This window comes from Ornithinimicrobium sp. INDO-MA30-4 (assembly GCF_021535045.1).
In the GTDB taxonomy this organism is placed as follows: Bacteria; Actinomycetota; Actinomycetes; order Actinomycetales; family Dermatophilaceae; genus Ornithinicoccus.
On sequence record NZ_CP091056.1, the window covers coordinates 227,864 to 253,361 of the forward strand.

Annotated in this window: 26 protein-coding genes and 9 pseudogenes; 22 read left to right on the forward strand and 13 right to left on the reverse strand. The window is 62.1% G+C overall.

Features of this window, described 5'->3' with window-relative positions; translation table 11 throughout:
• The first annotated feature begins 53 nt into the window (after positions 1 to 53).
• Positions 54 to 2,491, forward strand: a pseudogene (locus L0A91_RS01240) (polyribonucleotide nucleotidyltransferase).
• A gap of 86 nt (positions 2,492 to 2,577) precedes the next feature.
• Here L0A91_RS01240 and L0A91_RS01245 read toward each other — a convergent pair.
• Genes L0A91_RS01245 through L0A91_RS01265 form a run of 5 tightly spaced genes read right to left on the reverse strand, consistent with a single transcriptional unit; the run spans position 2,578 to position 5,259 of the window.
• The gene (locus L0A91_RS01245) at positions 2,578 to 3,345 is read right to left on the reverse strand and encodes a hypothetical protein (protein WP_235245501.1); all 768 of its coding nucleotides are present in this window, start codon (positions 3,343 to 3,345) and stop codon (positions 2,578 to 2,580) included.
• The gene (locus L0A91_RS01250) at positions 3,237 to 3,761 is read right to left on the reverse strand and encodes a heparan-alpha-glucosaminide N-acetyltransferase domain-containing protein (RefSeq protein ID WP_235245502.1); all 525 of its coding nucleotides are present in this window, start codon (positions 3,759 to 3,761) and stop codon (positions 3,237 to 3,239) included. Before L0A91_RS01250 ends, L0A91_RS01245 begins: the two co-directional genes overlap by 109 nt.
• Positions 3,751 to 4,065, reverse strand: coding sequence for an AzlD domain-containing protein (locus tag L0A91_RS01255; protein ID WP_235245503.1), 315 nt, complete (start codon positions 4,063 to 4,065; stop codon positions 3,751 to 3,753). The genes L0A91_RS01250 and L0A91_RS01255 overlap by 11 nt, the downstream gene beginning before the upstream one ends.
• Positions 4,062 to 4,769, reverse strand: coding sequence for an AzlC family ABC transporter permease (locus L0A91_RS01260; protein WP_235245504.1), 708 nt, complete (start codon positions 4,767 to 4,769; stop codon positions 4,062 to 4,064). Before L0A91_RS01260 ends, L0A91_RS01255 begins: the two co-directional genes overlap by 4 nt.
• 4 nt (positions 4,770 to 4,773) lie before the next feature.
• The gene (locus L0A91_RS01265) at positions 4,774 to 5,259 is read right to left on the reverse strand and encodes a GNAT family N-acetyltransferase (protein ID WP_235245505.1); all 486 of its coding nucleotides are present in this window, start codon (positions 5,257 to 5,259) and stop codon (positions 4,774 to 4,776) included.
• 139 nt (positions 5,260 to 5,398) lie between these two features.
• On the opposite strand from L0A91_RS01265, the gene L0A91_RS01270 reads away from it, so the two are divergent.
• The 3 genes and pseudogenes from L0A91_RS01270 to L0A91_RS19410 all read left to right on the forward strand — a co-directional run bounded on the left by L0A91_RS01270 (position 5,399) and on the right by L0A91_RS19410 (position 6,741).
• Positions 5,399 to 5,800, forward strand: a complete 402-nt coding sequence (locus tag L0A91_RS01270) for an FAD-binding oxidoreductase (RefSeq protein ID WP_235245506.1) — start codon at positions 5,399 to 5,401, stop codon at positions 5,798 to 5,800.
• Positions 5,797 to 6,228, forward strand: a complete 432-nt coding sequence (locus L0A91_RS01275; RefSeq protein WP_235245507.1) for a hypothetical protein — start codon at positions 5,797 to 5,799, stop codon at positions 6,226 to 6,228. The genes L0A91_RS01270 and L0A91_RS01275 overlap by 4 nt, the downstream gene beginning before the upstream one ends.
• Positions 6,221 to 6,741: pseudogene (locus tag L0A91_RS19410) on the forward strand (ASCH domain-containing protein). The gene L0A91_RS01275 and the pseudogene L0A91_RS19410 overlap by 8 nt, the downstream one beginning before the upstream one ends.
• On the opposite strand, the gene L0A91_RS01285 reads toward L0A91_RS19410, so the two are convergent.
• Both L0A91_RS01285 and L0A91_RS01290 read right to left on the reverse strand, forming a co-directional pair.
• The gene (locus tag L0A91_RS01285) at positions 6,724 to 7,251 is read right to left on the reverse strand and encodes a dihydrofolate reductase (protein ID WP_235245508.1); all 528 of its coding nucleotides are present in this window, start codon (positions 7,249 to 7,251) and stop codon (positions 6,724 to 6,726) included. The pseudogene L0A91_RS19410 and the gene L0A91_RS01285 overlap by 18 nt on opposite strands.
• Positions 7,248 to 8,059, reverse strand: a pseudogene (locus L0A91_RS01290) (thymidylate synthase). The gene L0A91_RS01285 and the pseudogene L0A91_RS01290 overlap by 4 nt, the downstream one beginning before the upstream one ends.
• An 85-nt stretch (positions 8,060 to 8,144) precedes the next feature.
• Between L0A91_RS01290 and L0A91_RS01295 the strand changes: the two are divergent.
• A pseudogene (locus L0A91_RS01295) lies at positions 8,145 to 9,825 on the forward strand (ribonuclease J).
• A 132-nt stretch (positions 9,826 to 9,957) separates the two neighbouring features.
• Here L0A91_RS01295 and L0A91_RS01300 read toward each other — a convergent pair.
• The 6 genes and pseudogenes from L0A91_RS01300 to L0A91_RS01325 form a co-directional block, all read right to left on the reverse strand.
• Positions 9,958 to 10,782 carry a glycoside hydrolase family 3 N-terminal domain-containing protein gene (locus tag L0A91_RS01300; protein WP_311198121.1) on the reverse strand — a complete coding sequence of 275 codons (825 nt, stop codon included), beginning with the start codon at positions 10,780 to 10,782 and terminating at the stop codon, positions 9,958 to 9,960.
• The gene (locus L0A91_RS17995; RefSeq protein ID WP_311197924.1) at positions 10,779 to 10,901 is read right to left on the reverse strand and encodes a hypothetical protein; all 123 of its coding nucleotides are present in this window, start codon (positions 10,899 to 10,901) and stop codon (positions 10,779 to 10,781) included. The genes L0A91_RS01300 and L0A91_RS17995 overlap by 4 nt, the downstream gene beginning before the upstream one ends.
• A 108-nt stretch (positions 10,902 to 11,009) precedes the next feature.
• The gene (locus L0A91_RS01305; protein ID WP_235245509.1) at positions 11,010 to 11,516 is read right to left on the reverse strand and encodes a hypothetical protein; all 507 of its coding nucleotides are present in this window, start codon (positions 11,514 to 11,516) and stop codon (positions 11,010 to 11,012) included.
• Between the two features lie 318 nt (positions 11,517 to 11,834).
• On the reverse strand, positions 11,835 to 12,476 hold the full coding sequence (locus L0A91_RS01310; protein ID WP_235245510.1) for a SatD family protein: 642 nt from the start codon (positions 12,474 to 12,476) through the stop codon (positions 11,835 to 11,837).
• Positions 12,477 to 12,598: 122 nt separating this feature from the next.
• Positions 12,599 to 13,413, reverse strand: a pseudogene (locus L0A91_RS19415) (LysR substrate-binding domain-containing protein).
• A complete protein-coding gene (locus L0A91_RS01325) occupies positions 13,389 to 13,607 on the reverse strand; it encodes a LysR family transcriptional regulator (protein ID WP_311197925.1) in 219 nt (72 codons plus the stop codon). Before L0A91_RS01325 ends, L0A91_RS19415 begins: the two are co-directional and overlap by 25 nt.
• Before the next feature lie 18 nt (positions 13,608 to 13,625).
• Between L0A91_RS01325 and L0A91_RS01330 the strand changes: the two genes are divergently transcribed.
• The 17 genes and pseudogenes from L0A91_RS01330 to rimO all read left to right on the forward strand — a co-directional run bounded on the left by L0A91_RS01330 (position 13,626) and on the right by rimO (position 25,488).
• Positions 13,626 to 15,128 (forward strand): NAD(P)-binding protein, encoded by a 1,503-nt coding sequence (locus tag L0A91_RS01330; RefSeq protein ID WP_235245513.1) that lies wholly within the window; start codon positions 13,626 to 13,628, stop codon positions 15,126 to 15,128.
• Positions 15,107 to 15,703, forward strand: coding sequence for a hypothetical protein (locus L0A91_RS01335; protein WP_235245514.1), 597 nt, complete (start codon positions 15,107 to 15,109; stop codon positions 15,701 to 15,703). The genes L0A91_RS01330 and L0A91_RS01335 overlap by 22 nt, the downstream gene beginning before the upstream one ends.
• Before the next feature lie 59 nt (positions 15,704 to 15,762).
• Positions 15,763 to 16,722, forward strand: a pseudogene (locus L0A91_RS01340) (IS481 family transposase).
• Positions 16,723 to 16,745: 23 nt separating this feature from the next.
• Entirely contained in the window at positions 16,746 to 17,003 is a 258-nt protein-coding gene (locus tag L0A91_RS01345; protein WP_235245515.1) for a hypothetical protein, read from the forward strand.
• A pseudogene (locus L0A91_RS01350) lies at positions 16,936 to 17,100 on the forward strand (Rieske 2Fe-2S domain-containing protein); the annotation flags it as partial. The gene L0A91_RS01345 and the pseudogene L0A91_RS01350, both read left to right, overlap by 68 nt.
• A 35-nt stretch (positions 17,101 to 17,135) precedes the next feature.
• On the forward strand, positions 17,136 to 18,035 hold the full coding sequence (locus L0A91_RS01355; protein ID WP_235245516.1) for an SRPBCC family protein: 900 nt from the start codon (positions 17,136 to 17,138) through the stop codon (positions 18,033 to 18,035).
• Positions 18,035 to 18,448, forward strand: coding sequence for an FAD-binding oxidoreductase (locus L0A91_RS01360; protein ID WP_235245517.1), 414 nt, complete (start codon positions 18,035 to 18,037; stop codon positions 18,446 to 18,448). The genes L0A91_RS01355 and L0A91_RS01360 overlap by 1 nt, the downstream gene beginning before the upstream one ends.
• A gap of 47 nt (positions 18,449 to 18,495) precedes the next feature.
• Positions 18,496 to 18,615, forward strand: a complete 120-nt coding sequence (locus tag L0A91_RS01365) for a hypothetical protein (RefSeq protein WP_235246677.1) — start codon at positions 18,496 to 18,498, stop codon at positions 18,613 to 18,615.
• The gene (locus tag L0A91_RS01370; protein WP_235245518.1) at positions 18,588 to 19,163 is read left to right on the forward strand and encodes a 2Fe-2S iron-sulfur cluster-binding protein; all 576 of its coding nucleotides are present in this window, start codon (positions 18,588 to 18,590) and stop codon (positions 19,161 to 19,163) included. Before L0A91_RS01365 ends, L0A91_RS01370 begins: the two co-directional genes overlap by 28 nt.
• 114 nt (positions 19,164 to 19,277) lie before the next feature.
• On the forward strand, positions 19,278 to 19,661 hold the full coding sequence (locus L0A91_RS01375) for a hypothetical protein (RefSeq protein ID WP_235245519.1): 384 nt from the start codon (positions 19,278 to 19,280) through the stop codon (positions 19,659 to 19,661).
• Complete coding sequence (locus tag L0A91_RS19420; RefSeq protein ID WP_397333834.1) at positions 19,592 to 19,780, forward strand: DUF2161 family putative PD-(D/E)XK-type phosphodiesterase; 189 nt, start codon at positions 19,592 to 19,594, stop codon at positions 19,778 to 19,780. The genes L0A91_RS01375 and L0A91_RS19420 overlap by 70 nt, the downstream gene beginning before the upstream one ends.
• Positions 19,749 to 19,859 carry a DUF2161 domain-containing phosphodiesterase gene (locus tag L0A91_RS17100; protein ID WP_260115262.1) on the forward strand — a complete coding sequence of 37 codons (111 nt, stop codon included), beginning with the start codon at positions 19,749 to 19,751 and terminating at the stop codon, positions 19,857 to 19,859. The genes L0A91_RS19420 and L0A91_RS17100 overlap by 32 nt, the downstream gene beginning before the upstream one ends.
• Complete coding sequence (locus tag L0A91_RS01385) at positions 19,852 to 20,436, forward strand: maleylpyruvate isomerase family mycothiol-dependent enzyme (RefSeq protein WP_235245520.1); 585 nt, start codon at positions 19,852 to 19,854, stop codon at positions 20,434 to 20,436. The genes L0A91_RS17100 and L0A91_RS01385 overlap by 8 nt, the downstream gene beginning before the upstream one ends.
• Before the next feature lie 70 nt (positions 20,437 to 20,506).
• Positions 20,507 to 23,225 (forward strand): annotated as a pseudogene (locus tag L0A91_RS01390) (DNA translocase FtsK 4TM domain-containing protein).
• 48 nt (positions 23,226 to 23,273) lie between these two features.
• Complete coding sequence (locus L0A91_RS01395; protein WP_235245521.1) at positions 23,274 to 23,507, forward strand: hypothetical protein; 234 nt, start codon at positions 23,274 to 23,276, stop codon at positions 23,505 to 23,507.
• Positions 23,461 to 23,970 carry an ion channel gene (locus L0A91_RS01400; protein ID WP_235245522.1) on the forward strand — a complete coding sequence of 170 codons (510 nt, stop codon included), beginning with the start codon at positions 23,461 to 23,463 and terminating at the stop codon, positions 23,968 to 23,970. Before L0A91_RS01395 ends, L0A91_RS01400 begins: the two co-directional genes overlap by 47 nt.
• A gap of 65 nt (positions 23,971 to 24,035) precedes the next feature.
• A pseudogene (gene rimO, locus L0A91_RS01405) lies at positions 24,036 to 25,488 on the forward strand (30S ribosomal protein S12 methylthiotransferase RimO).
• Positions 25,489 to 25,498 lie beyond the last annotated feature (10 nt).

The window sequence follows — 25,498 nt, forward strand, 5'->3', positions numbered from 1 at the left end:
GCCGGGCACAACGACGATGCCCCGTGCTGAGCATGAGAGAAAAGGAGGACCCGATGGAGGGTCCAGAGATCAATTTGCCGAAGCCACGATCGACAATGGCTCGTTCGGCACCCGTACTGTCCGGTTTGAGACCGGGCGTCTGGCCAAGCAGGCCCACGGTGCAGTCACTGCATACCTGGATGACGACACCATGTTGCTGTCCACCACTGCGGCGGGCAAGCACCCCAAGGATCACTTTGACTTCTTCCCGTTGACGGTGGATGTCGAAGAGCGCATGTACGCCGCGGGCAAGATCCCCGGTAGTTTCTTCCGTCGCGAGGGTCGCCCTCGACCGACGCCATCTTGACCTGTCGTTTGATCGACCGGCCACTGCGTCCGAGCTTTGTTTCGGGTCTGCGCAACGAGGTCCAGGTCGTCATCACGGTGCTGTCGCTCAACCCCGACCACCAGTACGACGTTGTTGCTATCAACGCTGCTTCGGCTTCCACTCAAATTTCGGGTCTGCCTTTCAGCGGCCCGATCGGTGCCGTCCGCATCTCGCTGATCGATGGTCAGTGGGTTGCCTTCCCCAACTTCAGCGACGCTGAGCGTTCCACTTTCGACATGGTCGTCGCTGGCCGTGTGGTCAAGGACGATGTCGCCATCATGATGGTTGAGGCCGAGTCCACCGAAGCCACCTGGGACCTGGTCAAGAACCAGGGCAAGCAGGCTCCGACCGAAGACGTTGTTGCCGAGGGCTTGGAAGCATCCAAGACCTTCATTGCAGCACTGTGCGCCGCTCAGAGCGAGCTCGCTAGCCATTCGGCCAAGGAAGTGCAGGACTTCCCCGCTTCCTCGACTACCAGGACGACGCACTGGCTGCCGTTGAGTCCGTTGTTGCCGCTGACTTGGGCGCTGCCCTGCAGATCGCTGGCAAGTCGGAGCGTGAAGCGCGCATCGACGAGATTAAAGCCAACATGGTCGAGTCCCTCGCTGGCGAAGGTGCAACATTTGAAGGCCGCGAGAAGGAACTGTCGGCTGCTTACCGCTCCGTGCAGAAGGCGCAGATCCGTCAGCGCATCCTGCGCGACAAGGTCCGCATCGACGGCCGTGGCTTGGCAGACATCCGTGCCCTGTCCGCAGAGGTCGAGGTCATCCCGCGCACGCACGGTTCGGCCATCTTCGAGCGCGGCGAGACCCAGATCATGGGTGTCACCACCCTGAACATGTTGCGGATGGAGCAGCAGCTGGACACCCTTTCGCCGGTGACCCGCAAGCGCTACATGCACAACTACAACTTCCGCCCTACAGCACCGGTGAGACCGGTCGTGTCGGCAGCCCAAGCGTCGCGAAATCGGCCACGGCGCACTTGCTGAGCGCGCCCTGATGCCCGTGCTGCCCTCGCGTGAAGAGTTCCCCTACGCGATCCGTCAGGTCTCTGAGGCATTGAGCTCCAACGGCTCGACGTCCATGGGCTCGGTTTGCGCATCGACCATGTCGCTCTACAACGCTGGTGTGCCGCTGCGCGCTCCGTTGCCGGCATCGCGATGGGCTTGGTCACCGATGAGGTCGACGGCGAGACGCAGTATGCCGCACTGACCGACATCCTCGGCGCCGAAGACGCCTTCGGTGACATGGACTTCAAGGTTGCTGGCACCCGTGAGTTCGTCACGGCCATCCAGCTCGACACCAAGCTCGACGGGATCCCCGCCTCGGTGCTCGGTGGAGCCTTGACGCAGGCCCGCGACGCTCGCATGCACATCCTGGATGTCATGAACGAGGCCATTGACGAGCCCGACGAGATGAGCCCCTTCGCTCCTCGCGTTATCGCCGTCAAGGTCCCCGTCGACAAGATCGGTGAGGTCATTGGCCCGAAGGGCAAGATGATCAAGCAGATCCAGGAAGACACCGGCGCAGACATTGCCATCGAAGACGACGGCACCGTCTACATCGGCGCAACCGACGGTCCTTCGGCCGAAGCGGCACGCAACGCGGTCAACGCGATTGCCAACCCGCAGATGCCTGAGGTCGGCGAGCGCTTCCTGGGCACGGTCGTGAAGACCACCACCTTGGTGCCTTCATCTCCTTGCTGCCCGGCAAGGACGGCCTGCTGCACATCTCTGAGATCCGCAAGCTTGTCGGCGGCAAGCGCATCGACGCTGTCGAAGACGTGCTGTCAATCGGCCAGAAGGTCCAGGTTGAGCTCAAGGAGATTGACCCACGCGGCAAGCTCTCGCTGGGCGCCGTTGTTGCCGAATCGGATGAGGCACCGGCCGCTGCTCCCGCAGAGGAAGCCGCACCCGCCGAGGCCAAGGAGGCAGCTGCACCTGAGGCAGACGCCGATGGTGACGACGACAACGACTCCAGCGACAACGACTCCAGCGACAACGAGTCCAACGGCGACGACGACAGCCAGGGCGACCGCCCACGTCGTCAGCGTCGCCGTCGCGGCGGCCGTGGTCGCGGTGGCAATGGCGACAAGCCTGCTGAGGGCAACTCTGACGAGGGCTGAAGCAGACTAGTTAAGTAGCGCGCAAGGGGCTGACACCACGTGGTGTCAGCCCTTGCGCGCTGTGCGATGAGCGCCGAGCCCTGTGTTCAGTCCCGTTGGTGCGTCTTAGCCGGGGCGTTCACGGCCGCGTTTAAGAGCGCCTCGAGCGGGCCACGGCGACACGCAGCGGCAAAGATGGCACCGATTAAGAGAGCTCCTAGAGTGTGCGCGGCAAATGAGTGATTGCCAGGCACCCAGGCAGGAGCCGCCAACACGACGACGTGGCCAACATAGAGAGTGAGGGTCATCGTCCCGGCACCCCACGCTATGCGCCAACCGGGAGCAAGGGCCCGTGGGATCGCCGCGGTGAGGACGAGGGCGAGCCCGATCACGGCCGCTGCGGTGGCGCAGGTGTGCAGCAAGTCCATCATGGTGCTGGTGTGTGGTGCCCATACGGGCATCCATGCCCAGGACTCCATCATCGGGTTGCCCGACCAACCCCGCTGCAATTGGGCGTCCAGCACAGGCCACATCTGCGGTGTCATGCCCACGTCTGCTGTGAGCCGCTCGCGTGTGGTGCTCAGCCCGGTATACACCTGCGAAAACCACAGCGTGACGAGTGCGGTGACCAGACCGATGGCCAGCAGTGACGTTCTGACGACTTTGCGGTGCAGACCCAGCCGAGCTAGCGCCATACCAAAAAACAGGTAGGTGCCCCAGGTGAAGACGGGGTAGTACCCGGTGAGTAGGAGCTCGCTCGCCGACTCTAGGGGGTCCTCAGCGACAAGATGGAGGTGACGCGCCCCGTGGGAGCGGGCAGGTGAGGAGCGAGCAGCCAGGTCACCGTCGGGCTGACCAATAGCCAGGCGAGCCATAGGGCAAGGAGCCGCCGCCAACCCCAGGTGATGACCGGGATGGCGAGGAGGAACAACACCCCGTAATTCACCAGAATGACCGCAACTCCTGAGCCGAGCGCCCCGATAAAGGCGCCAAGTGCGGCAATTAAGAGCGCGCGGCTCGCGATCTGAGCCCGGACAACACCGACGGCGGCAGGATCGCGTTGCAGGCGCCGTGCCGACATCAGCACCAGGGATACTCCAGCCAGGACAGCGAACAGCGCCGAGGAACGACCTGCGACAACGGTGAAGGTGGCGGAAAGATCGCCGGAGGCGTCATAGCGGGGGCCGATGTGGGCGGCAAACATGCCAATCAAGGCAATCGCCCTGGCGACATCCAGACCGACCAGGCGTGGCCGAGACATGCGGCTCTTGGACAGGGTCTCAGTAGCCATAGATCGTCCTAGTCAGGGCGGCGGTCGCGGCAGCCGCGACGATAACGACGAGGAATGGTGCGCGGAGCATGAGAGCTAGGACCGCGACGCAGACACCAACGGCGCGCGCGTCCACTGCGAAACGGCCCGCGTCGCCCAAGAACGCTTGAGTGACCAGAAGCGAGGTGAGCAACGCTACGGGTAGCAGCGGGATGATCCGCTGGATCCAGGGTCGTTGCACGTAGCGCTCCGGCACCACATAGCCACTGAGTTTTAGCCCGAAGGACAAGACGCAGGCTGCCAACACAGCACCCCACAACATCATGAGGCTGCCGCCCGTCGGGGGAGCAGGCCAACGATCACCGCGGCCAGAACCGCAATGAGGATGGGGATGCCAGCGGGTAGGGCAGGGGCGGTGATGAGGGTGAGCGCGACAGCCCCGGCGGCGGTCGCCAGCGGGTCGAAGCCGCGAAGGCGGGGCCACAGCAAAGCCAGGAACGCTGCGGCCGCGGCAGCGTCGAGCCCATAGGTGCGCGGGTCGCCCATCGCGTCCCCGAGTAAGGCTCCTACCAGCGTCATCAGATTCCACAGGACAAAGACAGCGATCCCGGTGGCCCAGAAGCCGATTGTGGATTGCCTCAGGTCAGGTTGGCTGACAGCGACTGCTGTGGACTCATCAATCGTCAGATGAGCCGCGGCCATCTTTCGCAGCCCCCGCACATTCAGTAGGCGGGCCATTTGCAGGCCATAGAACGCATTGCGGACCCCAAGCAGCGTCGATGTCGCCACCGCAGCGACGGGGGCACCGCCAGCGGCAATGACGCCAAAGAAGGCAAACTGCGACCCACCGCTGAAGAGCAACAGGGAGGTGGCCATGGCTTGCTCCACCGACAAGCCCGCAGCCACAGCCAGGGCACCACAACTGATGCCGTACAAGCCCGTGGCTATCCCCACGGCCACGCCTTGGCGCAGCGCTGGGCTGGCGAGCAGCCCATTGGTCGGTTCTGCCGGCGATGCCGCCGAGGTCACGTACTCATCCCGGCAAGGAAGCCCAGACGCGCACCTCGCGGACAGTCGCCCCGGAGGCATCGACGGCCCGTTCACGCCAGGCCTCATCGGGGTCGAGGCCACCGAGGCGCAGGAATCCTCGGGTGACTTCGTCGTCCGCAAGCACCCAAGCCAGCACAGTTTCGTGCTCGTGTGCGCGCAGGGTGTCGGCGATGGCGTTGAGCAATCGTGAGCCGTGACCTTGCCGACGCGCATCGGGGTGCACCGCGAGCGCCAAAATCTCACCGGCCTTATCCGGGGCGGCGGCGTCGTCGTCAGTAGCAGGGCCAATGGCGGCGAAGCCCACGACTTGATCGCCAGCACATGCAACCAGCACTCGATGGGCAGGCGTCGGCGGGTTCTTGATGGAGGTGCGCCAGATCGAACCAAACTCACCCGCGTCGAACTGAGCTACCGTCTCGTCGGGGAGGATGCCCGTGAACGCTTCGGTATAGACGGTCTCTTGCACCATGCCGATCGCCGGAGCATCGGTCGGACGTCCTGTGCGGACACTGGCATCTGCCAGAGGGCCGGGGAGTGGGAATGCAGATCAGTCACCCGTCCAGTGTGTCACGCAGCACCAGTGCGAGAATGGCCCCGTGAGTTTGTTGGTGAGTTCCCGCCCTGCCCGCCCCTCCTTCCACCGTTTGTCGGTGGCACGAGTCGAAAGGCTCACGCCAGATTCAGTGGCCGTATGGCTTGAAGTCCCGGCCGACCTCAGCGACACCTTCGCCTTCAAGCCTGGGCAATACGTCACGCTGCGGCATCTGATCGATGAGGTTGACGTTAGGCGTGACTACTCGCTGTGCCTGTCGCCGGGCCAAGCCAAGAGCAGCGGACAGATCAGAATCGCTGCTAGTCGGGTGTCTGGTGGGGCGATGAGCAACTGGTTGGTCGACGACGTGACTGTCGGTGATCAGATCCCGGTGTTGCCACCTCGCGGAGAGTTCGATTGCTCCATTGAGCCCGGGCAAGCGCGGCAGCACGTCGCGATCGCTGCAGGGTCGGGGTGACGCCGATCATCTCGATCGTGCGCTCGTTATTGGAGTCACCAGAAGACGCCAGCGTTTTAGCGGTCTTGGGCAATCGAAGCCCAGAGCACGTCATGTTTGCCGATGAGTGGCACGAACTCGAGCGTGCCCACGCTGATCGGCTGAGTGTTGTTCATGTCTTCTCCCGGCATGTCGCTTCTCACCCGAACGCCGAGGCCACCACGCCAGTTTCCGGCAGGCTGAGCGCTGCCGTGATCGAACAGGCGCTGCTCAGCAGCGGCGTCGAAGTCGGCACCGCGACGCAGTGGTATCTCAGCGGCCCATCTGCCGTGGTGGAAGCAGGAATCGAAGTGGCTGGGCGGGCGGACGCTGGCCCCGGTTGCGTCCATCAGGAAATTTTCCACGTCGCCGATGCCAGTGAAGCCGCACAGGAGCCAGCCAATGGATAACGCCGAAATCACCGCCTTCTGGCAGGTCGCCCGCCGACATGCCCGGCTTGAGAAGGTGCCGGTGTATGGCGGACCCGTCCCGTTGGAGCTATTGCAGCCAGCGCCGGTGCAGTTTGGCGACGATCCGAGTCAATACGACGACCTGGCCGAACTGGTCGTTGCCGGCCAAAAGACGCTGACGAGCAGCGCAGCCTGGGATTATGAAGCCGCGGGTGAGCCGCTGCCAACCCCGGGAACGATGAATATTCTGGTCGACGGATATGACCACCCTAGGGCTCTGATCGTCGTCCGCGCGGTTGATGTGGTGCCCTTGATCAGGTCGATGAAGAGCACGCGAGGGCCGAAGGCGAAGGTGACGGGTCGCTCGCCGACTGGCGCAGACGTCACGAAGAGTATTTCCGCAGCAGCGCTGAACACGACAGAGGCTTCAGCGAAACCATGCCCGTCGTGTTGGAGCGCTTTGAACTGATCTACCCCAAAGCGGCCAAGGCAAAATCACGCAGCCTCGTGTAGGCCGCTGGCTGGTGGTTTTCGCTGTAGCTCGACGAAGGCGAAGCCATCGCGTTGATCGCGGGAGACCTCGGGCCACTCATCGGCGTTGATCTCGGGGAAGAACACTGAGCCCGCTGGCTCTTGGTCGATTTCAGTGAGCACGATCCGGTCAGCCTGGGGGAGCATCTGCTCATAGATGTTGCCTCCGCCGATCACAAAGACCTCGACAGCGCCAGCTAGTTCAAGACCTACGGTGATGGAGTGGGCCACCTCGACTCCATCCGCTGACCATGACTCATCGCGAGTGATGACGATGGAGCGTCGACCCGGCAGTGCCCGGCCGATCGAGTCGAAAGTCGTCCGGCCCATCAGCATGGTCCCGCCCAGCGTTGTGCGCTTGAAGTGAGCGAGGTCTTCGGGCAGGTGCCACGGCATACCGACGCCGTCGCCAATCACGCGATTGCGGCCCATCGCGACAACGAAGGTGAGCGACTGCGCGGGGTCGCTCGAGGCGGAGGCGATGTCGCTCATACCGAAATCGGGGCTTTGATCGCTGGCGCGCTGACATAGTCCAGGATCTCCACGTCGGCCAGATCAAAGGCATCGATGTCGCGGATCTGTGGATTAAGCCGGACCCGCGGCAATGCTGTGGGCTGCCTCGTCAACTGCAGGTCAGCCTGCTCAAGATGGTTGAGATAGAGGTGGGCATCGCCCAGTGTGTGCACAAAGTCGCCAACATTAAGGTCAACGACATGGGCAACCATGTGCGTCAGCAGTGCATAACTAGCAATGTTGAACGGCACGCCCAGGAAAATGTCCGCACTGCGTTGATACAACTGGCAGGACAACTTGCCGCGCTCGCCCTCCGCTCCCGGAGCCACATAAAACTGGAACAACGCATGGCACGGAGGCAGCGCCATCTGACCGACGTCGGCGACATTCCACGCAGAGACGATGTGACGGCGCGAGTTGGGGTTGGTCTTGAGCGACTCAATGACCTGGGCCAACTGATCGATCGTTTCGCCGCTCGGCGTTGGCCACGAACGCCACTGGTGCCCATAGACCGGCCCGAGATCGCCATTCTCGTCAGCCCACTCATCCCAGATGGTGATGTTGCGTTCGTGCAACCACGCAACGTTGGTGTCGCCACGTAAAAACCACAGCAACTCGCCAATCACGGATCGCAGGTGCACTTTTTGGTGGTCAGCACTGGCAAACCTTGGCTCAGGTCGAACCGCATCTGATGCCCGAAGACAGACTTGGTCCCCGTGCCCGTCCGGTCACCCTTCGTGATGCCCTCGTCGCGGACACGCTCCAAGAGGTCGAGGTATTGGCGCATACGTCCACCTTAATCGGCCATTCGAGGAGCGGGTCTAATGGCGGTGCTGTCGGCGTTCACTGTGTGGAGTAGATATGGTGTCGATATGAGTCACCCCCACCCCGAACTAACCGAGCCCGCCCCCTCGTAGACGGCGGTGTCCGTGTCGTGGCGTTGGGTGGACTAGGCGAAATCGGCCGCAACATGACCGTCATCGAGCACAAGGGCAAATTGCTCATTGTTGACTGTGGCGTCTTGTTCCCCGAAGAGCACCACCCAGGTGTCGACCTGATCCTGCCGGACTTCTCCTACATCGAGGACCGGATGGACGACGTGGTCGCCATCATCCTCACCCACGGCCACGAAGACCACATTGGCGCCGTCCCTACCTCCTGCGCCGCAAGGCCGACATCCCGATCATTGGTTCGCAACTCACCTTGGCGCTGATCGAAGCCAAGTTGAAGGAGCACAAGATCCGCCCCTTCACCCTTGGTGTGAAGGAAGGCGACGTCGAAGACCTCGGCCCGTTCGAGTGTGAGTTCATCGCGGTGAACCACTCCATCCCGGACGCGCTCGCGGTCTACATCACCACTTCCGGTGGCACGCTGCTGCACACCGGGGACTTCAAGATGGACCAGATTCCGCTCGATGGCCGGATCACTGACCTGCGTTCGTTCGCTCGCGTTTCGGAAAAGGGCGTCGATCTTTTCCTCGTCGACTCCACCAACGCCGAAGTGCCCGGTTTCACCACCCCCGAGCGCAACATCGCTCCCGCCATTGAGCGGGTTTTCCACCAGGCACAGCGTCGCATCATCGTGGCCTGCTTCTCTTCACATTCACCGCGTTCAGCAGGTCATAGACGCCGCTGAGGCCAATGGCCGCAAGGTCGCCATGGTGGGCCGTTCGATGCTGCGCAACATGGGCATCGCCCAAGACCTGGGCTATCTGAAGGTCCCCAAGGGGATCCTGGTGGACTTGGGCCAGTTGGCTCAGTTGCCTGAGGACCAGCAGGTCTTGATCAGCACCGGCTCACAGGGTGAGCCGATGGCCGCCCTGTCCCGGATGGCCAACGGCGACCACAAGATCGAGGTGGGAGAAGACGACACCGTCCTGCTCGCCTCGTCGCTGATCCCTGGCAACGAAAACGCTGTCTACCGCGTCATCAACGGCCTGACCTACCTGGGCGCCAATGTGGTGCACAAGGGCAACGCGCTCGTGCACGTGTCAGGCCACGCCAGTGCGGGTGAACTGCTGTATTGCTACAACATCATTCGCCCCAAAACGTCATGCCGGTGCACGGCGAATGGCGTCACCTGGTCGCCAACGGCAAATTGGCAGAGCAGACCGGCATCGCCAAGGAGAACGTCATCCTTGCTGAAGATGGCGTCGTTGTTGACCTGGTGGATGGCCAGGCAAGCATCGCCGGCGCCGTCGACTGCGGCTACATCTATGTCGATGGCTCATCGGTCGGCGGGACCACCGAAACTCTGCTGAAGGATCGCCGTATCCTGCGTGACGAAGGCTTCGTCACGATCATCGTGGTGCGCGACACCAAGACCGGTGCCATTGCCGCGGGTCCAGAGATTCAGGCTCGCGGCTTTGCCGAAGACGTTGACGTCTTCAACAAGGTCCGCCCGAAGTTGGAGCAGGCCCTGGAAGAGGCCCGCAAGAGCGGCGTGAAGGACTCTCACCAGTTGCAGCAGATTATCCGACGGACTGTCGGATCGTTTGTCGGTGGCCGTCTGCGTCGCCGCCCGATGATCATCCCGATTGTGATCGACGCTTAAACGTTGCTCATCAGTCGAGAACTGTCCCCGGTGTGCGCATGACGCGTGCGCCGGGGATTTTTCTCGTTTTGCCAGTCACCAGGACGCTCGTCTGCAAGGGTAGGTCCGTGCTGCTTGGCCCGGCGCGGAAGATCACCTCGCCCGGCTCAACTGTGCGCTGATAGTCGAGAAAGTGTCGGTCTGCGGCAACTCAACGTCGACGCCAGCAGTCAGGGCGAGCCGCGCGGCGCCGGCCCGATCGGCCGCGACAGCATGCATCTGCTGAGCAAACAGAATGGCATAGTAGTCCGAGACGACCGTGCCGTCGAAACCCCAGGAGTCGCGCAATAGCCCGGTGAGCAACGCGTGGTCCACGACAGGCGGCATCCCGTCGAGGTCTGCGTAACTGTTCATCACCGACTTCACACCGGCATCGCGAACTGCCATCTCGAAGGGCGGCAAGACCGTGTCGGCCAATTCACGGCGACCGATCGAGACCGGCGCGTGGTTGCGCGCACCTTGCGACGCTGCACACCCAGCAAAGTGTTTGAGCGTGGCGACAATCCCGGCGGACTGCAACCCGCGCACATAAGCCGAACCCAACAACGAAACAAGGTAGGGATCTTCGCCCATCGTCTCTTCGACGCGGCCCCATCGCAGATCGCGGACGACGTCAAGCACGGGGGAGAGGCCCTGGTGAATTCCGACTGCGGCCATATCGGCACCGATGGCGCTGGCCATTGACTCGATGAGTGCCTCGTCGAAGGTTGCGCCCCAGGCCAGGGCCGTTGGATAGACAGTCGCCCCATACGCGGTGAAGCCAGTGAGACATTCTTCGTGGGCAATCGCGGGTATGCCAAGGCGGTTACCGTGGCGAACTTGGTCTTGTTTGGCCTTAAGTAACCGGGCCCCATCACCGGCGGTGATCGGCGTGCTGCCAAAGACGCGGGTGAGGTGCCCAAGCCCGTGCGCAGTCAGATCGGCGAATGAGGAGCGCCGCTGTTGAGCTCACCGGACATGGGGGCAACGTCCGGGCCAGCCTCGTTTTGGACTTCCCAGACGCTCCCCAGTTGAGCGACCTTCTCGGCCAGTGTCATCTGCCCCAGCAGCGCCTCGATGCGCTCCTGGGTGGGGCGGGCGCCGTCGGTTCAAATCTGCCGTGCGGCATCAAATGTGTCCACGGCGGCAGCATGCCACAAGGGGACTTACAGCGGAGCCGAGAGTGTCACGATAGCCAGTGAGGCGAGGGCGAAGATCCAACTCACCATGCTGCCGACCAGGAAATACTCAGTGACTTCATCGATCCCGGGGTCAGACGCCCCGCTGGGTTTATCTGCAGTTGATCGTGAACTTTGTATCTCTGGCCACCGAATCAATCCTTTGGCCGCGATCACCAGGCTGGCAGCCGTCACCTCCCCAGCAAGTCCCAGGCCCAGGATGATCAGACGCTCCATGGGTCCAAGCAGCCGACCGCCACGGAGTTTGTCGGAGGCCTGAGGTGAATCCGTGGATTTCAGGGCACCAACGTGGGTCAAGACAAGTCGGACCACCACGTTTGCAGTGGAGGTCTGCAGCAAGAGAAGGCCAACGAGCAGCACGACACGGTCCGGCGAGAACCGATCGGCCAAGCCAGCAAACATGAGCCATTGTTCGATACCGCCTGACCCGTTGTTGCCTGCGCCTCCGAGGAGCAGCATCAGAACCGCGCCCATCGTGAGCACGCTAAGTGGCGCCGCAGGGGGCAACCGAGGGGCCATGGTTTCATCTGAGGTAAGGACCCAAGCAGCCACCGTGAAGGCTGCCAGCAGCAACCTCAGCAGGTCAGCGCCGGTGAGCAGATTTGCGATCAGGGCGATGGTGATCAGCGTGATCGACCCGACTAGTAGCGCAGCGAGCCGCCTTTTGGGGCATTGCCAGGCAACTGTGAGCGGGTGATGTCGGCGAGTGCAATGGCGCAGAGCAGCGCACCTACAAAGATCATCGGCGTGCCCTCCTGCGGTCAACGGTCCTCACCGCAGACCTTACGCGGGCTAGTTCAGTTGGGCGAGCCATTCGTGTGCCGAGACAACAAGCGGGAGGTTGGCCGATTTGCGCCGTTGCTGCACAGCTTGTCGAGAGATGCCTAATTTGTCAGCGACTGCTGACTGCGGGGCGCCGTTGATCAGACCAAGCATGATTTCCCAGGTGCGACGGTCCCACTCAGCAAGGATCACGTCCTGGCTGGACAGGGCAGCGTTGACGGCGGCTTCTGTCGTTTCCCATCCGCTGGCCTCTTTGTAGCGACTCCGAGCCGAGTGCCAACCCGTCTTCTTTTGTTGCACCTTGACCCACTCGATGGATTCACGAGCCGCCCACCATCCGGGTCCGTCCTGGCTTCCGAGTCGCACGTTTAGCACTTTTACGTCCCCCCGACCGACCCCAAAGCGAATATCGATGTCGGGATTTAGGCGTGCTCGTAGTTGCAACATGGCGTTCATGGCTTGCCCACGTCGAGCGTAGGACGCCTGAAATTCGTCCCCTACCGTGATCTTGAGCGGGTGGTGCGTCGGCTCCAACTGATTGACTGCTTGCAGAGCTGAAACCAGAGTTCGTTGCAGCACAACGCGATCGGGATGGTGGCGTGAGCCAACGACATCCCCGATGAGGGTCACGCGTTTACTGCTGTCGGTCACTTCTATAGGGTAGGGCAGCGATCGAAACGGTGACAAGTAAAAAGATTGCTAATTACGATAAGCAACTCTTGCTGTTGTCGTCTGCGGCAAGAGCGCTGATTGACTCTGCCGAGTGGTCACGATCAGCGAACTGGCCACATCTCTGCGTGGCCTGGTTGAAACCGTCTGGCCAGCCCACGGGTTCTCGCGGCCATCAAAGGCAGGCAGCTCAGGGCAGTCGCGACCAGCGGGCTTTGCGAAGATCCCGCTCGAATGCCGGTGCGGATGTGCCGCGAGGGGCTGGGATCTCCAGCCAGTGGCACTCGGACGATGTCGTATCCCGCAGGCAACCGAGCCAGGCGCGGGACCAACGCCACGCCCAAACCTTCATGAACCATGGCGGCGCCTGCGTCCCACTCAACGATGGCGTGGCCGACGTTCGAGTGAATCCGGCAGCCAGACACGCGCTGAGCACCAACTGGTGGTTTGTCGAGCCGGGGTGGTCCATGATCCAGGTCTCTGCAGCAGTCTCGGCCAGTCGCACCGATGAGCGTTCTGCCAGCGGGTGAGCTTGGGGCACGAGCAGGTCAAGTGGATCGCTGAGCAGCGAGCGTTGTTCAAAGCGTGGATCGTCTGCGCGGGGCAGGCCAGCGGTCGTGACGACGACGGCGATATCGGCTCCGCCGGCCAGTAACAGTTCGAAACACGCCTGCGGGTCTGCTTCGATGATCCGCACACTGCTGCCCGGGTGAGCTTCCATCACCCGGTGAGCAAGGCTGGGCAACAAAGAGGCCACCGCGGTTGAGAAACCGCAGACGCGAAGTGTCCGGGGTGCCCGCGGCGATGCTGCGAGCAGCTCGGCGTGCATCTGCTCCCATCGGTACGACAGTTCCGCGGCTTGGTCGATCAGGCGACTTCCGGCGGGGGTCAGCACTAGGGTCCGGCCCTGCCGCTGCATGGGGGGACACCAACGTCATGGGCTAGCGAACGCAACTGAGCCGAGATGGTTGATGGCGTGTAATGCAGCGTCGCTGCTGCGGCGGTCACCGTGCCATGCCAAGCAACCAGTTGAAGGCTCTTAAGTCGCGGGTCGATCATGCAAAATAGTCGCACGAAAAGGTGCAAATGCGTGAGATTATCTTTTACTTTCATGGCCTGGACACTGAAGCTATGGCCGCACTTTCCGACCCGCTTCTCCAGCCGTTTGACCTCGGCCCGCTCACCCTGCGCAACCGCATCGTGAGCACCTCGCACGAACCGGCATACACCGTGGACGGTATGCCCAAGGATCGGTATCGGCTCTACCACCGGGAGAAGGCTCGAGGTGGGGTTGGTCTGACCATGATCGGCGGGTCAGCAGTGGTGGCTCCCGATAGTCCTCCAGCTTTTGGCAACATCTTGCTCTACAAGGACGAAGTGGTCCCATGGCTCCGGCGACTAGCTGACGATGTTCATGAGGCTGGCGCAGCCGTCACCTGCCAGATCACCCACCTTGGTCGACGAACCAGCAACTTCAGCGCAGACTGGCTGCCCGTTGTCTTCCCCTCGCCGCTGCGCGAACCCGCCCACCGTTCGTTCCCTAAACAGGCCGAGGTGTGGGATATCGATCGAATCGTGGCGCAATACGCCGAAGCGGCACAGCGTTGCCAGGCTGGCGGGCTCGACGGCATCGAGGTGGACTCGTATGGCCACCTCTTCGACGGCTTCTTATCTCCGGCCACCAACCAGCGTGATGACGAGTTCGGTGGTGACCCGCAAGCGCGCCTGGAGTTTCCGTTGCGGGTGATCCGGGCGATCCGCGCTGCGGTCGATCCCGGCTTTCTGATCGGTCTGCGGATGAGTATGCAAGAAGACACCGACCCAGGGCTTGAGCGTGAAGACACCCTGCTGGCGCTCAAACACCTCACCGGGGCTGGCGTCGACTTCTTGTCAGTCATCAAAGGCACTATCGACCGCGACGCACGACTGGCCGAAGTTATCCCTTCCATGGGCACGCCGTCCGCACCGGCGCTCGACTTCGCTGGCCAGATAAAGCGAGCCGTCGGCATTCCGGTGATGCATGCTGGGCGCATCGGCGACGTCGCCACAGCGCGGTATGCGGTGCGTGAAGGTTTGCTGGACCTGGTGGGTTTAACCCGGGCGCAACTAGCCGACCCCTACCTGGTCGCCAAGGTGGCACGAGGGGAAGAAGATCGAATCCGGCCTTGTGTGGGTGCCAACTATTGCCTCGATGCGATTTATGAGTCAGGCGATGCCAAGTGCATCCACAATCCAGCAACGGGACGGGAGCAAAGCTTGCCGCACCTGGTCAAGCCGAGTGAGGCACAGTCCAAGCGGGTTGTGATTGTCGGGGCTGGGCCAGCGGGGTTAGAGGCCGGGCGAGTGCTGGGCGAACGTGGACACCGAGTCACCATCCTGGAAGCTAGCGACAGTGCTGGTGGGCAGGTGCTGCTTGCCGCGAGAGCACCCCGTCGTCGGGATCTCATCGGGATCGTTGACTGGCGGGTCAGTGAGTGTCGACTGCTCGGCGTTGAATTGCGCCTTGGCATCTATGCCGATGCCGACTCAGTCCGGGCGATGTCCCCGGACGTGGTGATCATTGCCTCCGGGGGACTCCCAACACTAGTTTTTTGCAGACTGGGGCCAATCTGGTGCACGACACCTGGGACGTGATGGACGGCACGGTGCATCCCAAAGGGCGGGTCTTGATTTATGACGACAACGGCAATGAGAGCGCCATGGGTGCGGCCGAATTGCTGGCGCCCCAGGCCACTGTTGAGTTGATAACTCCGGAGCGCATGCTGGCACCGGGTGTCGGCAGCATGAATAGCCCGGCCTATCTCACTGCCTTTGCTGAGCATTCTGTGCGCACCACCTTGGCGACCCGACTCGTCGGCGTGACCCGAGGGGAGGGCAAGCGCCTGGTCGCCCACCTGGGCAGCGACTACACGATCAAGACGTGGGATCGAGAGGTTGACACTGTCGTGGTCGAGCACGGCACGCTGCCCAACGACGAGTTGTATTTCGAGTTGGTCGCTGACTCCGTCAACCTCGGCGAGGTCAATCAAAGCGCTCTCCTCGCTGGTGACCCCCAGAGCATCCGCGCCAATGACGCGGGAAGTTCCAGTTGTTCCGGATTGGTGATGCGGTCGCGAGCCGCAATATCCACGCCGCGATCTACGACGCCCTTCGCCTTTGCATGGCGATCTAGCTGTTCTTCCCCGGCAGGTTGTGAACGTCTGAGATAGCGAAGACCTCCGTGCAGGATGTGGGTTACCACACTCACTGTCCAAACACGGAGGTCTTCGTGACTCACGCTAACGCTCCTTGACGCCGGAAGGGCGTCGTCGTCTCGCGGTCCTGATCGTTGATCGGGGTTGGTCCCTTCGTCGGGCCGCGGAACGGTTTCAGTGTTCACCGGCGACGGCGAAACGGTGGGCCGACCGCTATCGGGTCGGGGCATCCTTGGTCGATCGCAGCTCCCGACCCCGGACGTCGCCCTCGCGTCTCCCGCAGCGCGTCGAACGGCGAATCGTCGGATTGCGGGTCAACCGCCGGTGGGGACCGCACCGGATCGCGTTTCATCTCCGGCTGCATCGATCAACTGTCGGACGGGTCCTCGCCCGCTTTCGGATGCCGTTGCTGACCCATATCGATCAGTCGAGCGGTGTCCGGGTGCGGAGGGCGAAGCCGATCCGTTACGAGCTCGCTGAGCCGGGTCAGCTCGTGCACGTGGATATCAAGAAGCAGGGCCGCATCCCCGACGGGGCGGGCATCGCATGTTGGGGCGGCAAGCCGGGAACCGCAACAACAAGAAGAAGGGACGCGGCTACGCGTTCCTCCACCACGCCGTCGACGACCACTCCCGGCTGGCCTATTCGGAGATCCTCGACGACGAACGCAAAGAGACCGCCTCCGCGTTCTGGGAACGCGCCAACGCGTTCTTCAAGCCGCGGGGATCACGGTGACGGCCGTGATGACCGACAACGGCTCCTGCTACCGCTCCCGCGACTTCGCTGCTGCGCTCGGCACGATCAAACACCGATGGACTCGGCCCTACCGGCCCCAGACCAACGGCAAAGTCGAACGCTTCAACCGCACCCTCGCTGCCGAGTGGGCCTACGCCGCCTCATACGCGAGCGACGAAGACCGAGCAGCGACCTACCAAGACTGGATCCATCACTACAATCACCACAGACCCCACACCGGCATCGACGGCCAAACACCCTCAGACCGCGTTCACAACCTCACGGGGAAGAACAGCTAGCGACCACCGATGAGGAGGAAACCATGACCATCCAGACCCAGAGCGCAGATCAAACCCGTAGGCAACTCGCGGGCGAATCTGTGGCCGCCATGGCCAGGAATTGGTCTCCGGGAGGACCCCTCGTGGGCGATTTCTACACCAGCAATCAGGTTTTCGACCATGACCTTGAGGTGATTTTCGGGCGGCACTGGTTCTTCGCCACCACCGAGGCGCATGTGCGCGGAGGCAGGCGACTACATCACGCTCGATTTTGGGCCAATCTCGCTTCTGGTGCTGCGTGACGATGACGAGCAGGTGCAAGCGTTCCACAACGTCTGCCGTCATCGAGGGGCCAAGATCTTGACGGATGAGCAGGGTGTTGTCGGCAACTTGGTCTGTGGCTACCACTACTGGACCTACAGCACTGGGGGAAGTTGCTGCACGCCCCGGGCGCAGAGGACGACTTTGATCCGGCCTGCTTTGCCCTCAAAAACGTTGCAGTCAAAGTCGTGGGCGGGCTCATCTATCTCTGCCTTGCTAGCGACCCGCCCACAGACATCAACAGCATGGCCGAGCGAATTGAGCCCTACCTCCAAGGCCATCAACTAGCCCGCACCATAGTGGCAGCCCAACAGGACATCATCGAGACCGGCAACTGGAAACTCGTGATGGAAAACAACCGTGAGTGCTACCACTGCGAAGGACACCCGGAGTTATCGAGCACCTTTTTTCTGACTTATGGTCTTGCTGACGACGAGGTGCCGACCCGGCTCCGCCCGGCGCACGATCGCTACCTCTTGGCTGAGAGCGAGCTCGAGTTGGCCTGTAGCCAACGAGGTCTGCGCTTTGAACGCATCGAAGAACTCGTGGAGCCTGCGACCGCTTTTCGCATTCAGCGAGAAGCCCTCGATGGGGTCGGAGAGTCCTTCAGCTTGAACGGCAGGCTGCTGTGCCAACGCCTGATGGGAGACCTGGACATGCCGCGTCTTGGGCGGCTTTCGATGCACCTGCAACCGAACGCTTGGTTCCACTTCATGTCTGATCACGCCGTGACGTTTGCGGTGTTCCCGCTTGGTCCTGATCGCACGCTGGTGCGCACCACCTGGCTGGTCCATGAGGAGGCCGTCGAAGGTGTCGACTACGACATCGACACCTTGACCTACGTCTGGCGAGAAACCAACGCTCAAGATTCTGAGTTTGTCGCTCGCGCCCAACGGGGTGTCTCCAGTCCTGCATACCAACCGGGGCCGTACATGCGCAGTGAATACCAAGTTGAGGCCTTCGTGCGGTGGTACCTACGCCGGCTTGAAGCCCATGACACGGGAGCAATCTGATGAGCGCGATCACCAATAGCCAACATGGAGCCATCAGCGTTGCGGCGGCCACCCCACAGTTGAGGTTGTTGCCCGGTGCCGAGGGCGCCTTCGACCAAGTGATGCTGTGCAAGGCCGTGATTGCCCTCACGCCCGATGTCTCAACTTTTGTGCTCGAGCCGCTCACTCCGCAAAACTTCACCTTCGAACCGGGCCAGTATGTGGTGCTCACGGTCGAGATTGACGGTGAGCAGCACGAACGGTGCTACACGATCTCGTCACCGCCCACGCGGCCGCACTTGCTCACCATCACGGTCAAGCGAGTGCCGAACGGCGTCGTCTCCAATTGGCTGCACGACAGTTTCGGCGTGGGGCAACAAGCCTTGGTGCGAGGTCCACTGGGTGAGTTTTCCTGGTCAACTATCCAGCCTTGAAGTATCTGTTCCTCTCGGCGGGGAGCGGTGTTACACCCATGCTCTCCATGACGAGGACGTTGGCGGACTTAGCTGAAGACTGCGATGTGGCCTTTGTGCATAGCGCGCGCAGTCCCGTGGACATCATTGCCGGAGCGAGTTGGCCACATTGGCCAACTCCGGGCTAGCGCTCGCCGTCACCAGCATCTGCGAGGCCGATAGCCCTGAAGAGTGCTGGGCTGGCCCACGCGGTCGGCTCACCGCGCTTCTTCTGGCAGCGTGTGTGCCGGATGTCGCCGCGCGGGAAGTCTTCATCTGCGGACCGCCGCCCTACATGAAAGCGGCACATGCCGTGCTCGCTGAGTTAGGTGTCGATCCAGGTCATGTACATCAGGAGAGCTTCACCCTGGACGTTCCTGCGGTGCCGCTGACCGCTGTTCCTGATGGCCCAGCCGAGGTTGATCGGGAAGTCGGCACAGCCAGCCTGTATTTCCGGCGCAGCGGAATTGACGTTGCCTGCCCACCTGGCACAACCGTCCTCGAAGCCGCAACGGCTGCCGGGGTTGTCATCCGCAGTTCGTGTGGGCAGGGGCTGTGCGGAACCTGCAAGAGCGATCTCGTCAGCGGGCAGGTCGATATGCAGCATGCTGGCGGCATTCGGCCCCGCGAAATCGCGGCGGGCAAGTTCTTGCCGTGCTGCTCCTATCCGACTGGAGACCTGGTGGTTGACGCATAGTCGCGGCTTGGTTTGCCAAGATAGGAGCGTGAGCAGCCAGCGACCGACCGAGAGCGACCTGTATGGGCCGGTGAAGTCGCTGTTGGTGGGCCAGGGTATGACGTCAAGGGCGAGGTGGGCGCTGCAGATCTGGTAGCGGTGCATCCAGAGGCTCTCGAGGAGCCTGTCGTCGTTGAGCTCAAAGTAAATTTCTCGCTGAGCTTGGTGCACCAGGGCATTGCTCGCCAGGCGATCAGCGATTGGGTTTATTTAGCCGTCCCCACCGGTTCGGGTCAGCGGTGGCACACGAGCCTCAAGGCCAATCAAAAGCTCTGCCGGCGCTTAGGGCTTGGGCTGATCGTTGTCCGGCTGCGAGATGAGCACGTGCAGGTTGTGGTTGATCCAGCCCCTTTAAACCGCGAAAGTCTGCCCAGCGAAAGCGACTGCTCCTGCGTGAGTTTGCCCGGCGCGAGGGTGACCCCAATCTCGGCGGGTCGGCCAGTCGGGGTGGCACCGTGACGGCATACCGCCAAGATGCAGATCGACTCAGGGTGTACTTGCTCGAGCATGGGCCAACCAAGGTGCCCATGTCGCGAAGGCGACCAGGTGAAGTTAGCCACCAGGATGATGGCCGATAACCACTACGGGTGGTTCGAGCGCATCAGCCCGGGTGTTTATGGCCTGCGCGCGGATAACGACGGGGGAGCACATGAATAAGTCACAGAAGGCTGCCATCTGGGATGCCGTTCATCGAGAGCGATTGGCTCTAGCAGAGGACCTGGAGGGGTTAGATCAGACCCAATGGGACACGCCATCGCTCAGCGAGGGATGGAGCGTGCATGACCTGCTGGCGCATTTGATCGACGCGGCCAAGACCACCCGGTCGGGCTTCGCTTGGCGGATGGCGCAAGCGCGCTTCGACTTCGACGCCGACAACGAGATTGGCGTGCAGCGCGAGCGCCGGGAGGTCTCGCAAGACACGCTCGCGGAATGGCGACGAGTCGCTCACTACACGGCGACTCCGCCCGCTCCGTTGTCGAGTCGTTTGGTCGAAGCGTTCGTGCACGGTGAAGACATCCGTCGCCCCTTGGGGATCGCGGCTGACTACCCGATTGATCACGTCGTCACTGCCTTGAAGTTGCAACGAGGAACATCGGTGAAGATGGGCGGTGGCAAAGAAATAGCGCAGGGTCGCAGGCTGGTTGCCACTGATGCTGACCTCGACGTGGGGCAGGGGCCGCAAATGCGGGCGAGGTCAATCGACTTGCTAATGATGGTGTCTGGGCGCGCTTAGTCCACCACTTTGTGGACAGTGTGCCGCGTGGGTCCTGTGTGACTAGGCGTGCATGTCGTACCGTGCCAACATGGCCAATTCTGCGACGACGTCCCGGCCGCGCTCCAGCGCTAAGGCTGGCAGCACGCGTCCGGCCGCCAAAAAAACGACCGCTCAAAGTGGCAGCGGTGCCCGCAAGAGCACTAATTCCAAGAGCACCAAAAAGACCACAGCACAAAAGACCCGTGACCCACGCGGCCCGCTTCCCTGGCGAGTAGCGCGTGGAACCTGGATGGGAATGGCCACCGTGACCGGAGGAGCAGTTCGCAAGGCGAGCAGTAGCGCCCAAGACTTAGAGCCCGAGCACCGGCGTGACGGATTTGGCTTCTTGCTCATCGGGCTAGCGGTCGTGATTGCTATCCGAGAGTGGTGGGGTCTGCCAGGTGTCGTCGGCACCGCGATCCATGCGGTCTCGGCGGGCACTTTGGGCGAGTTGCCTTGGTGATGCCCATCGTGTTTGTCATCTTCGGCGTGCGGATGCTCAAGGCGCCACAAGAACAGGTTGCCAACAACCGCTTCATGGTGGGCAGTTCTGCGCTCATTCTCGCGGCGTGTGGGTTGACGCACCTCGCCTTCGACTCTCCCGATTACAGCCTGGGTATGGGGGCGCTCCAGGATGCGGGCGGCATCCTCGGCTTCATGATCGCAGCACCGATCACCGCGGCCATCACGATGTGGGGGACGCTTATTCTGCTGAGCCTGCTGGCCATCTTTGGCCTGCTGGTCATCACGGCGACGCCAGCCCACCGCATCCCGGACCGTCTGCGTGAAATCGAAGAGACGCTGTTTAACTCCAGTCGCTTCGACAACGAAGACGGCTCTCGCATGTCTCGCTCGCAGCGCAAGGAGCGTCGCCGCGTCGAGCGCACGGGCAACCCGGCTTTCGACCAGGCCGCCGAAGTTGAGCGCACTGAGTCCAAGTCGTTGAGGGGCAAGCCCGCGGCCACTGCCGCAGGGGTGCGGCTGGGGCCAGCGCGCAAAGAAGCCGAAGTCCAAGGCTTCCGTGGGCGACCCAGACGCTACCGGCCCCATCCCGCCAGTTCCTGGCACCCGGCCCGTGCCGAAGACCGTCCCGGCCGGGCAACCCGAAGTGCTTGAAGCGCCACCGAACTCGCCACTTCCTCAGCGCGTCGAGCAATTGATGCTGGCTGGCGACGTGACGTACGTCCTGCCCGAGAACGAACTCCTCAAGCCAGGCAGCCCGCACAAGACGCGCTCGAGGCGAACGACAAGGTCGTTAACGCGCTCACCCAGGTGATTGATGACTTCGGCATTGACGCCCAGGTCACCGGCTTCATGCGCGGCCCGACAGTGACGCGCTATGAGGTCGAGCTTGGACCCGGCGTCAAGGTTGAGCGCATTACGGCGCTGTCCAAGAACATCGCCTACTCGGTGGCTTCGGCTGACGTTCGCATCTTGTCGCCGATTCCGGGCAAGTCCGCCGTTGGTGTGGAGATCCCCAATACCGACCGCGAAAATGTCTCGCTGGGTGATGTGCTGCGTTCGCAGGCCTCCCGAAACAACACTCACCCCATGGTGATGGGTGTCGGCAAGGACGTTGAAGGCGGGTATGTCATCGCCAACCTTGCGAAGATGCCTCACCTGCTGGTGGCAGGTGCGACCGGTTCGGGTAAGTCGAGTTTCATTAACTCGATGATCACCTCGATCCTGATGCGGTCCACCCCGGACGAGGTCCGGATGATCTTGGTTGACCCCAAGCGGGTTGAGCTGACGGCCTATGAGGGCATCCCGCACCTGATCACGCCGATCATTACGAACCCAAAGAAGGCCGCTGAGGCTCTGGCGTGGACCGTTAAGGAGATGGACCAGCGCTACGACGATCTCTCTGCCTTCGGGTTTAAGCACGTCGACGACTTCAATAAGGCCGTTCGGGCGGGGACCATCTCGCCGCCGGCTGGTTCGGAGCGGGTGCTGCGGCCATACCCTATCTGCTCGTTGTTGTTGATGAGTTGGCTGACCTGATGATGGTCGCGCCGCGCGACGTTGAAGAGTCGGTCGTGCGAATCACCCAGTTGGCCCGCGCTGCAGGGATTCACCTGGTGCTGGCGACCCAGCGACCCTCTGTCGACGTGGTGACCGGTTTGATCAAGGCCAACGTGCCCAGCCGGATGGCGTTCGCCACATCATCGGTGACGGATAGCCGAGTGGTGCTGGACCAACCAGGCGCTGAAAAACTGATCGGGCAAGGCGATGCGCTCTTCTTGCCGATGGGCGCCAGCAAGACGATGCGTGTGCAAGGCGCATGGGTTTCTGAGCAAGAGATCAACGATGTGGTCTCGCACGTCACAGACCAGTTGTCACCGAGCTATCGCGAAGACGTCACGGTCGCCGCTCCGCGCAAAAAGGTCGAAGACGACATCGGTGATGACCTGGACTTGTTGTTGCAGGCTGCAGAGCAGGTCATCACCACGCAGTTTGGCTCGACCTCGATGCTGCAGCGCAAGTTGCGCGTTGGTTTTGCCAAGGCTGGGCGCTTGATGGACCTGATGGAGTCCCGCAATATTGTGGGGCCCTCGGAGGGCAGCAAAGCACGCGACGTGATGGTCAAGCCGGACGATCTCGAAGCAACCTTGGCTGCACTGCAGGGTCAGGAACCACCGGAGCAGGCAGCCCCAGAGCCCACCGGTGACCCCATTGCTGACAGCGCGCCGCCTGTCGCCCACGACTACGGCGACAGCGACGATGACGAGGAATCGCAGGACGCGTGGAGTTTGACCGGCCGAGCGTGATTAGGCTCTAGGCATGTTTGAGAATGCGGGCGCCGCCGGGCGCACCAAGTGCAGCGACAGTGGGACATCGTGCGCGAGCACCCATCAGGTGTGTTGTTGGTTGCCCAACTCATCGGCATTTTGGTGTTCCCCTTCACCGAGAGTGGCGGCGCCGGTCGCACGGTGATCTCCTTTTGGGCTGCTGGTGTTGGCTCTGGCGGTATTAGCAGTCAACCGAACCCCATCAACGCGGATTGTGGCCTGGTCCTTGGGCGCTCCGGTCTTGTTGCTGACGATCGCTGAAGCGATCTGGGTAGACCCAATGGACCTCACCCTGGTCGATTCGCCCACGGTGTGGATCACGCTCATCAGCAACATTTTTCACGCCATCTTCTATTTCTATACCGCCATCTCCCTGCTGCGCTACATGTTTGCGGATGCTTGGGTAAGCCGCGACGAGTTGTTTGCCACCGGAGCGACCTTCACCGTCCTGGTTTGGGCCTACGCCTATACCTACGGCGCGGTTCAGATCGTGTTTCCAGGGTCTTTCAGCGTCGCTGGCGGCGACTCTCAACTTAGTTGGTTCGAGTTGCTGTTCCTCTCAACAACTACGCTGACGGGCACCGGCTTGGGCGACATTGCCCCCCAGGCCGGAGCTAACTTCGCGCGGGCTGTGATCATGCTTCAGATGCTGACTGGGATGAACTACGTTGCCCTCGTGATTGCTCGACTGTTGGGCCTGACCTTGATTAAGTTCCGTCGCTAAGGGGCCCACGCTTGGGCAGGTAAACCTTGGCGTGATGCGTGGGTTGGTTCGCATACCCTGGAGGTATGAATGGCCAGCGAAGCGTAGCCCTCGTCACCATTGGGTGCACCCGCAATGAAGTTGACTCGAAGAGCTTGCCGGGCGCCTGACGGCTGAAGGCTGGACTCTGGTTGATGACGCCGAGCAGGCCGACGTTGCGGTCATCAACACCTGCGGATTCGTCGAGCAGGCTAAAAAGACTCCATCGATGCCCTGCTTGAGGCTGGCGACTTGAAGGAGACCGGGCGCACGCAGGCCGTTGTGGCTGTTGGTTGCCTGGCAGAGCGCTACGGCAAGACGCTGGCAGATCAACTGCCTGAAGCCGACGCGGTGTTGGGCTTCGACTCCTACGCGGACATGTCGAATAACTTGCAGCGCATCCTGGACGGGGAGAAGCCGCAGGCGCATGTGCCGCGCGATCGACGCACATTGTTGCCCATCGCTCCAGCCGCGCGCGCAGGCAAAGCAAACACGGTCTCGCTGCCCGGCCACTCCCAGCCTGCCGCGGAGTTGGCTGACGTTGCACCGGCCTCGGGCCCACCCGTCATGCGTGCTCGGCTGGATGGCCGCCCTTGGGCACCGCTGAAGATTGCCTCTGGCTGCGACCGGCGCTGTTCGTTCTGCGCCATCCCGATGTTCCGCGGATCTTTCGTCTCCCGTCGGCCGCACGAGATCATCACCGAAGCCGCCTGGCTCGCCGAGCGCGGTGTCAAAGAAGTCTTCCTGGTCAGTGAAAACACGACCTCGTATGGCAAGGACTTGGGCGACCTGCGGTTGTTGGAGCAGATGTTGCCTGATCTCAGCGCGCTCGAAGGCATCGAACGGGTGCGGGTGTCTTATCTGCAACCTGCCGAAATTCGGCCCGATCTGCTCGACGCCATGGCATCCATCCCCGGAGTGCTGCCGTACTACGACATTTCCTTCCAGCACGCTTCTGGGCCCCTGCTGCGCAAGATGCGCCGATTCGGTGACCGCGAGTCTTTCTTGAGCCTGATCGAGCAGGTCCGCTCCCGCGTCCCAGAGGCAGGCATCCGCACCAACATCATTGTTGGCTTCCCCGGCGAGACCGAAGCAGACTTCGCCGAGGTGAAGCTGTTCATCGAGCAGGCTCGGTTGGACGTCGTGGGTGTCTTTGGCTATTCGGATGAGGACGGCACCGAGGCCGAAGGGTATGGCGAGAAGCACGATGCCGACACCATTGCTTCCCGAGTGGCCGAGTTGACCTCGTTGGCTGAAGAGTTAAACGCTCAGCGAGCAGCCGAGCGCATTGGCACGACCATCTCGGTGTTGATCGAAGAAATCGATGAAGAATCCGGCGAGATCGTCGGCCGCGCAGAGCAACAGGGCCCTGACGTTGATGGTGTCACGCTGCTCGATCTGCAAGACTTCGCGGAACCTGTCTCGGTGGGGGACATCGTTAGCGCCACCGTGACCGACAGCGAGGGCGTCGACTTGATTGCCTCGCTGAAGACCGACTGACGCTCTTCGA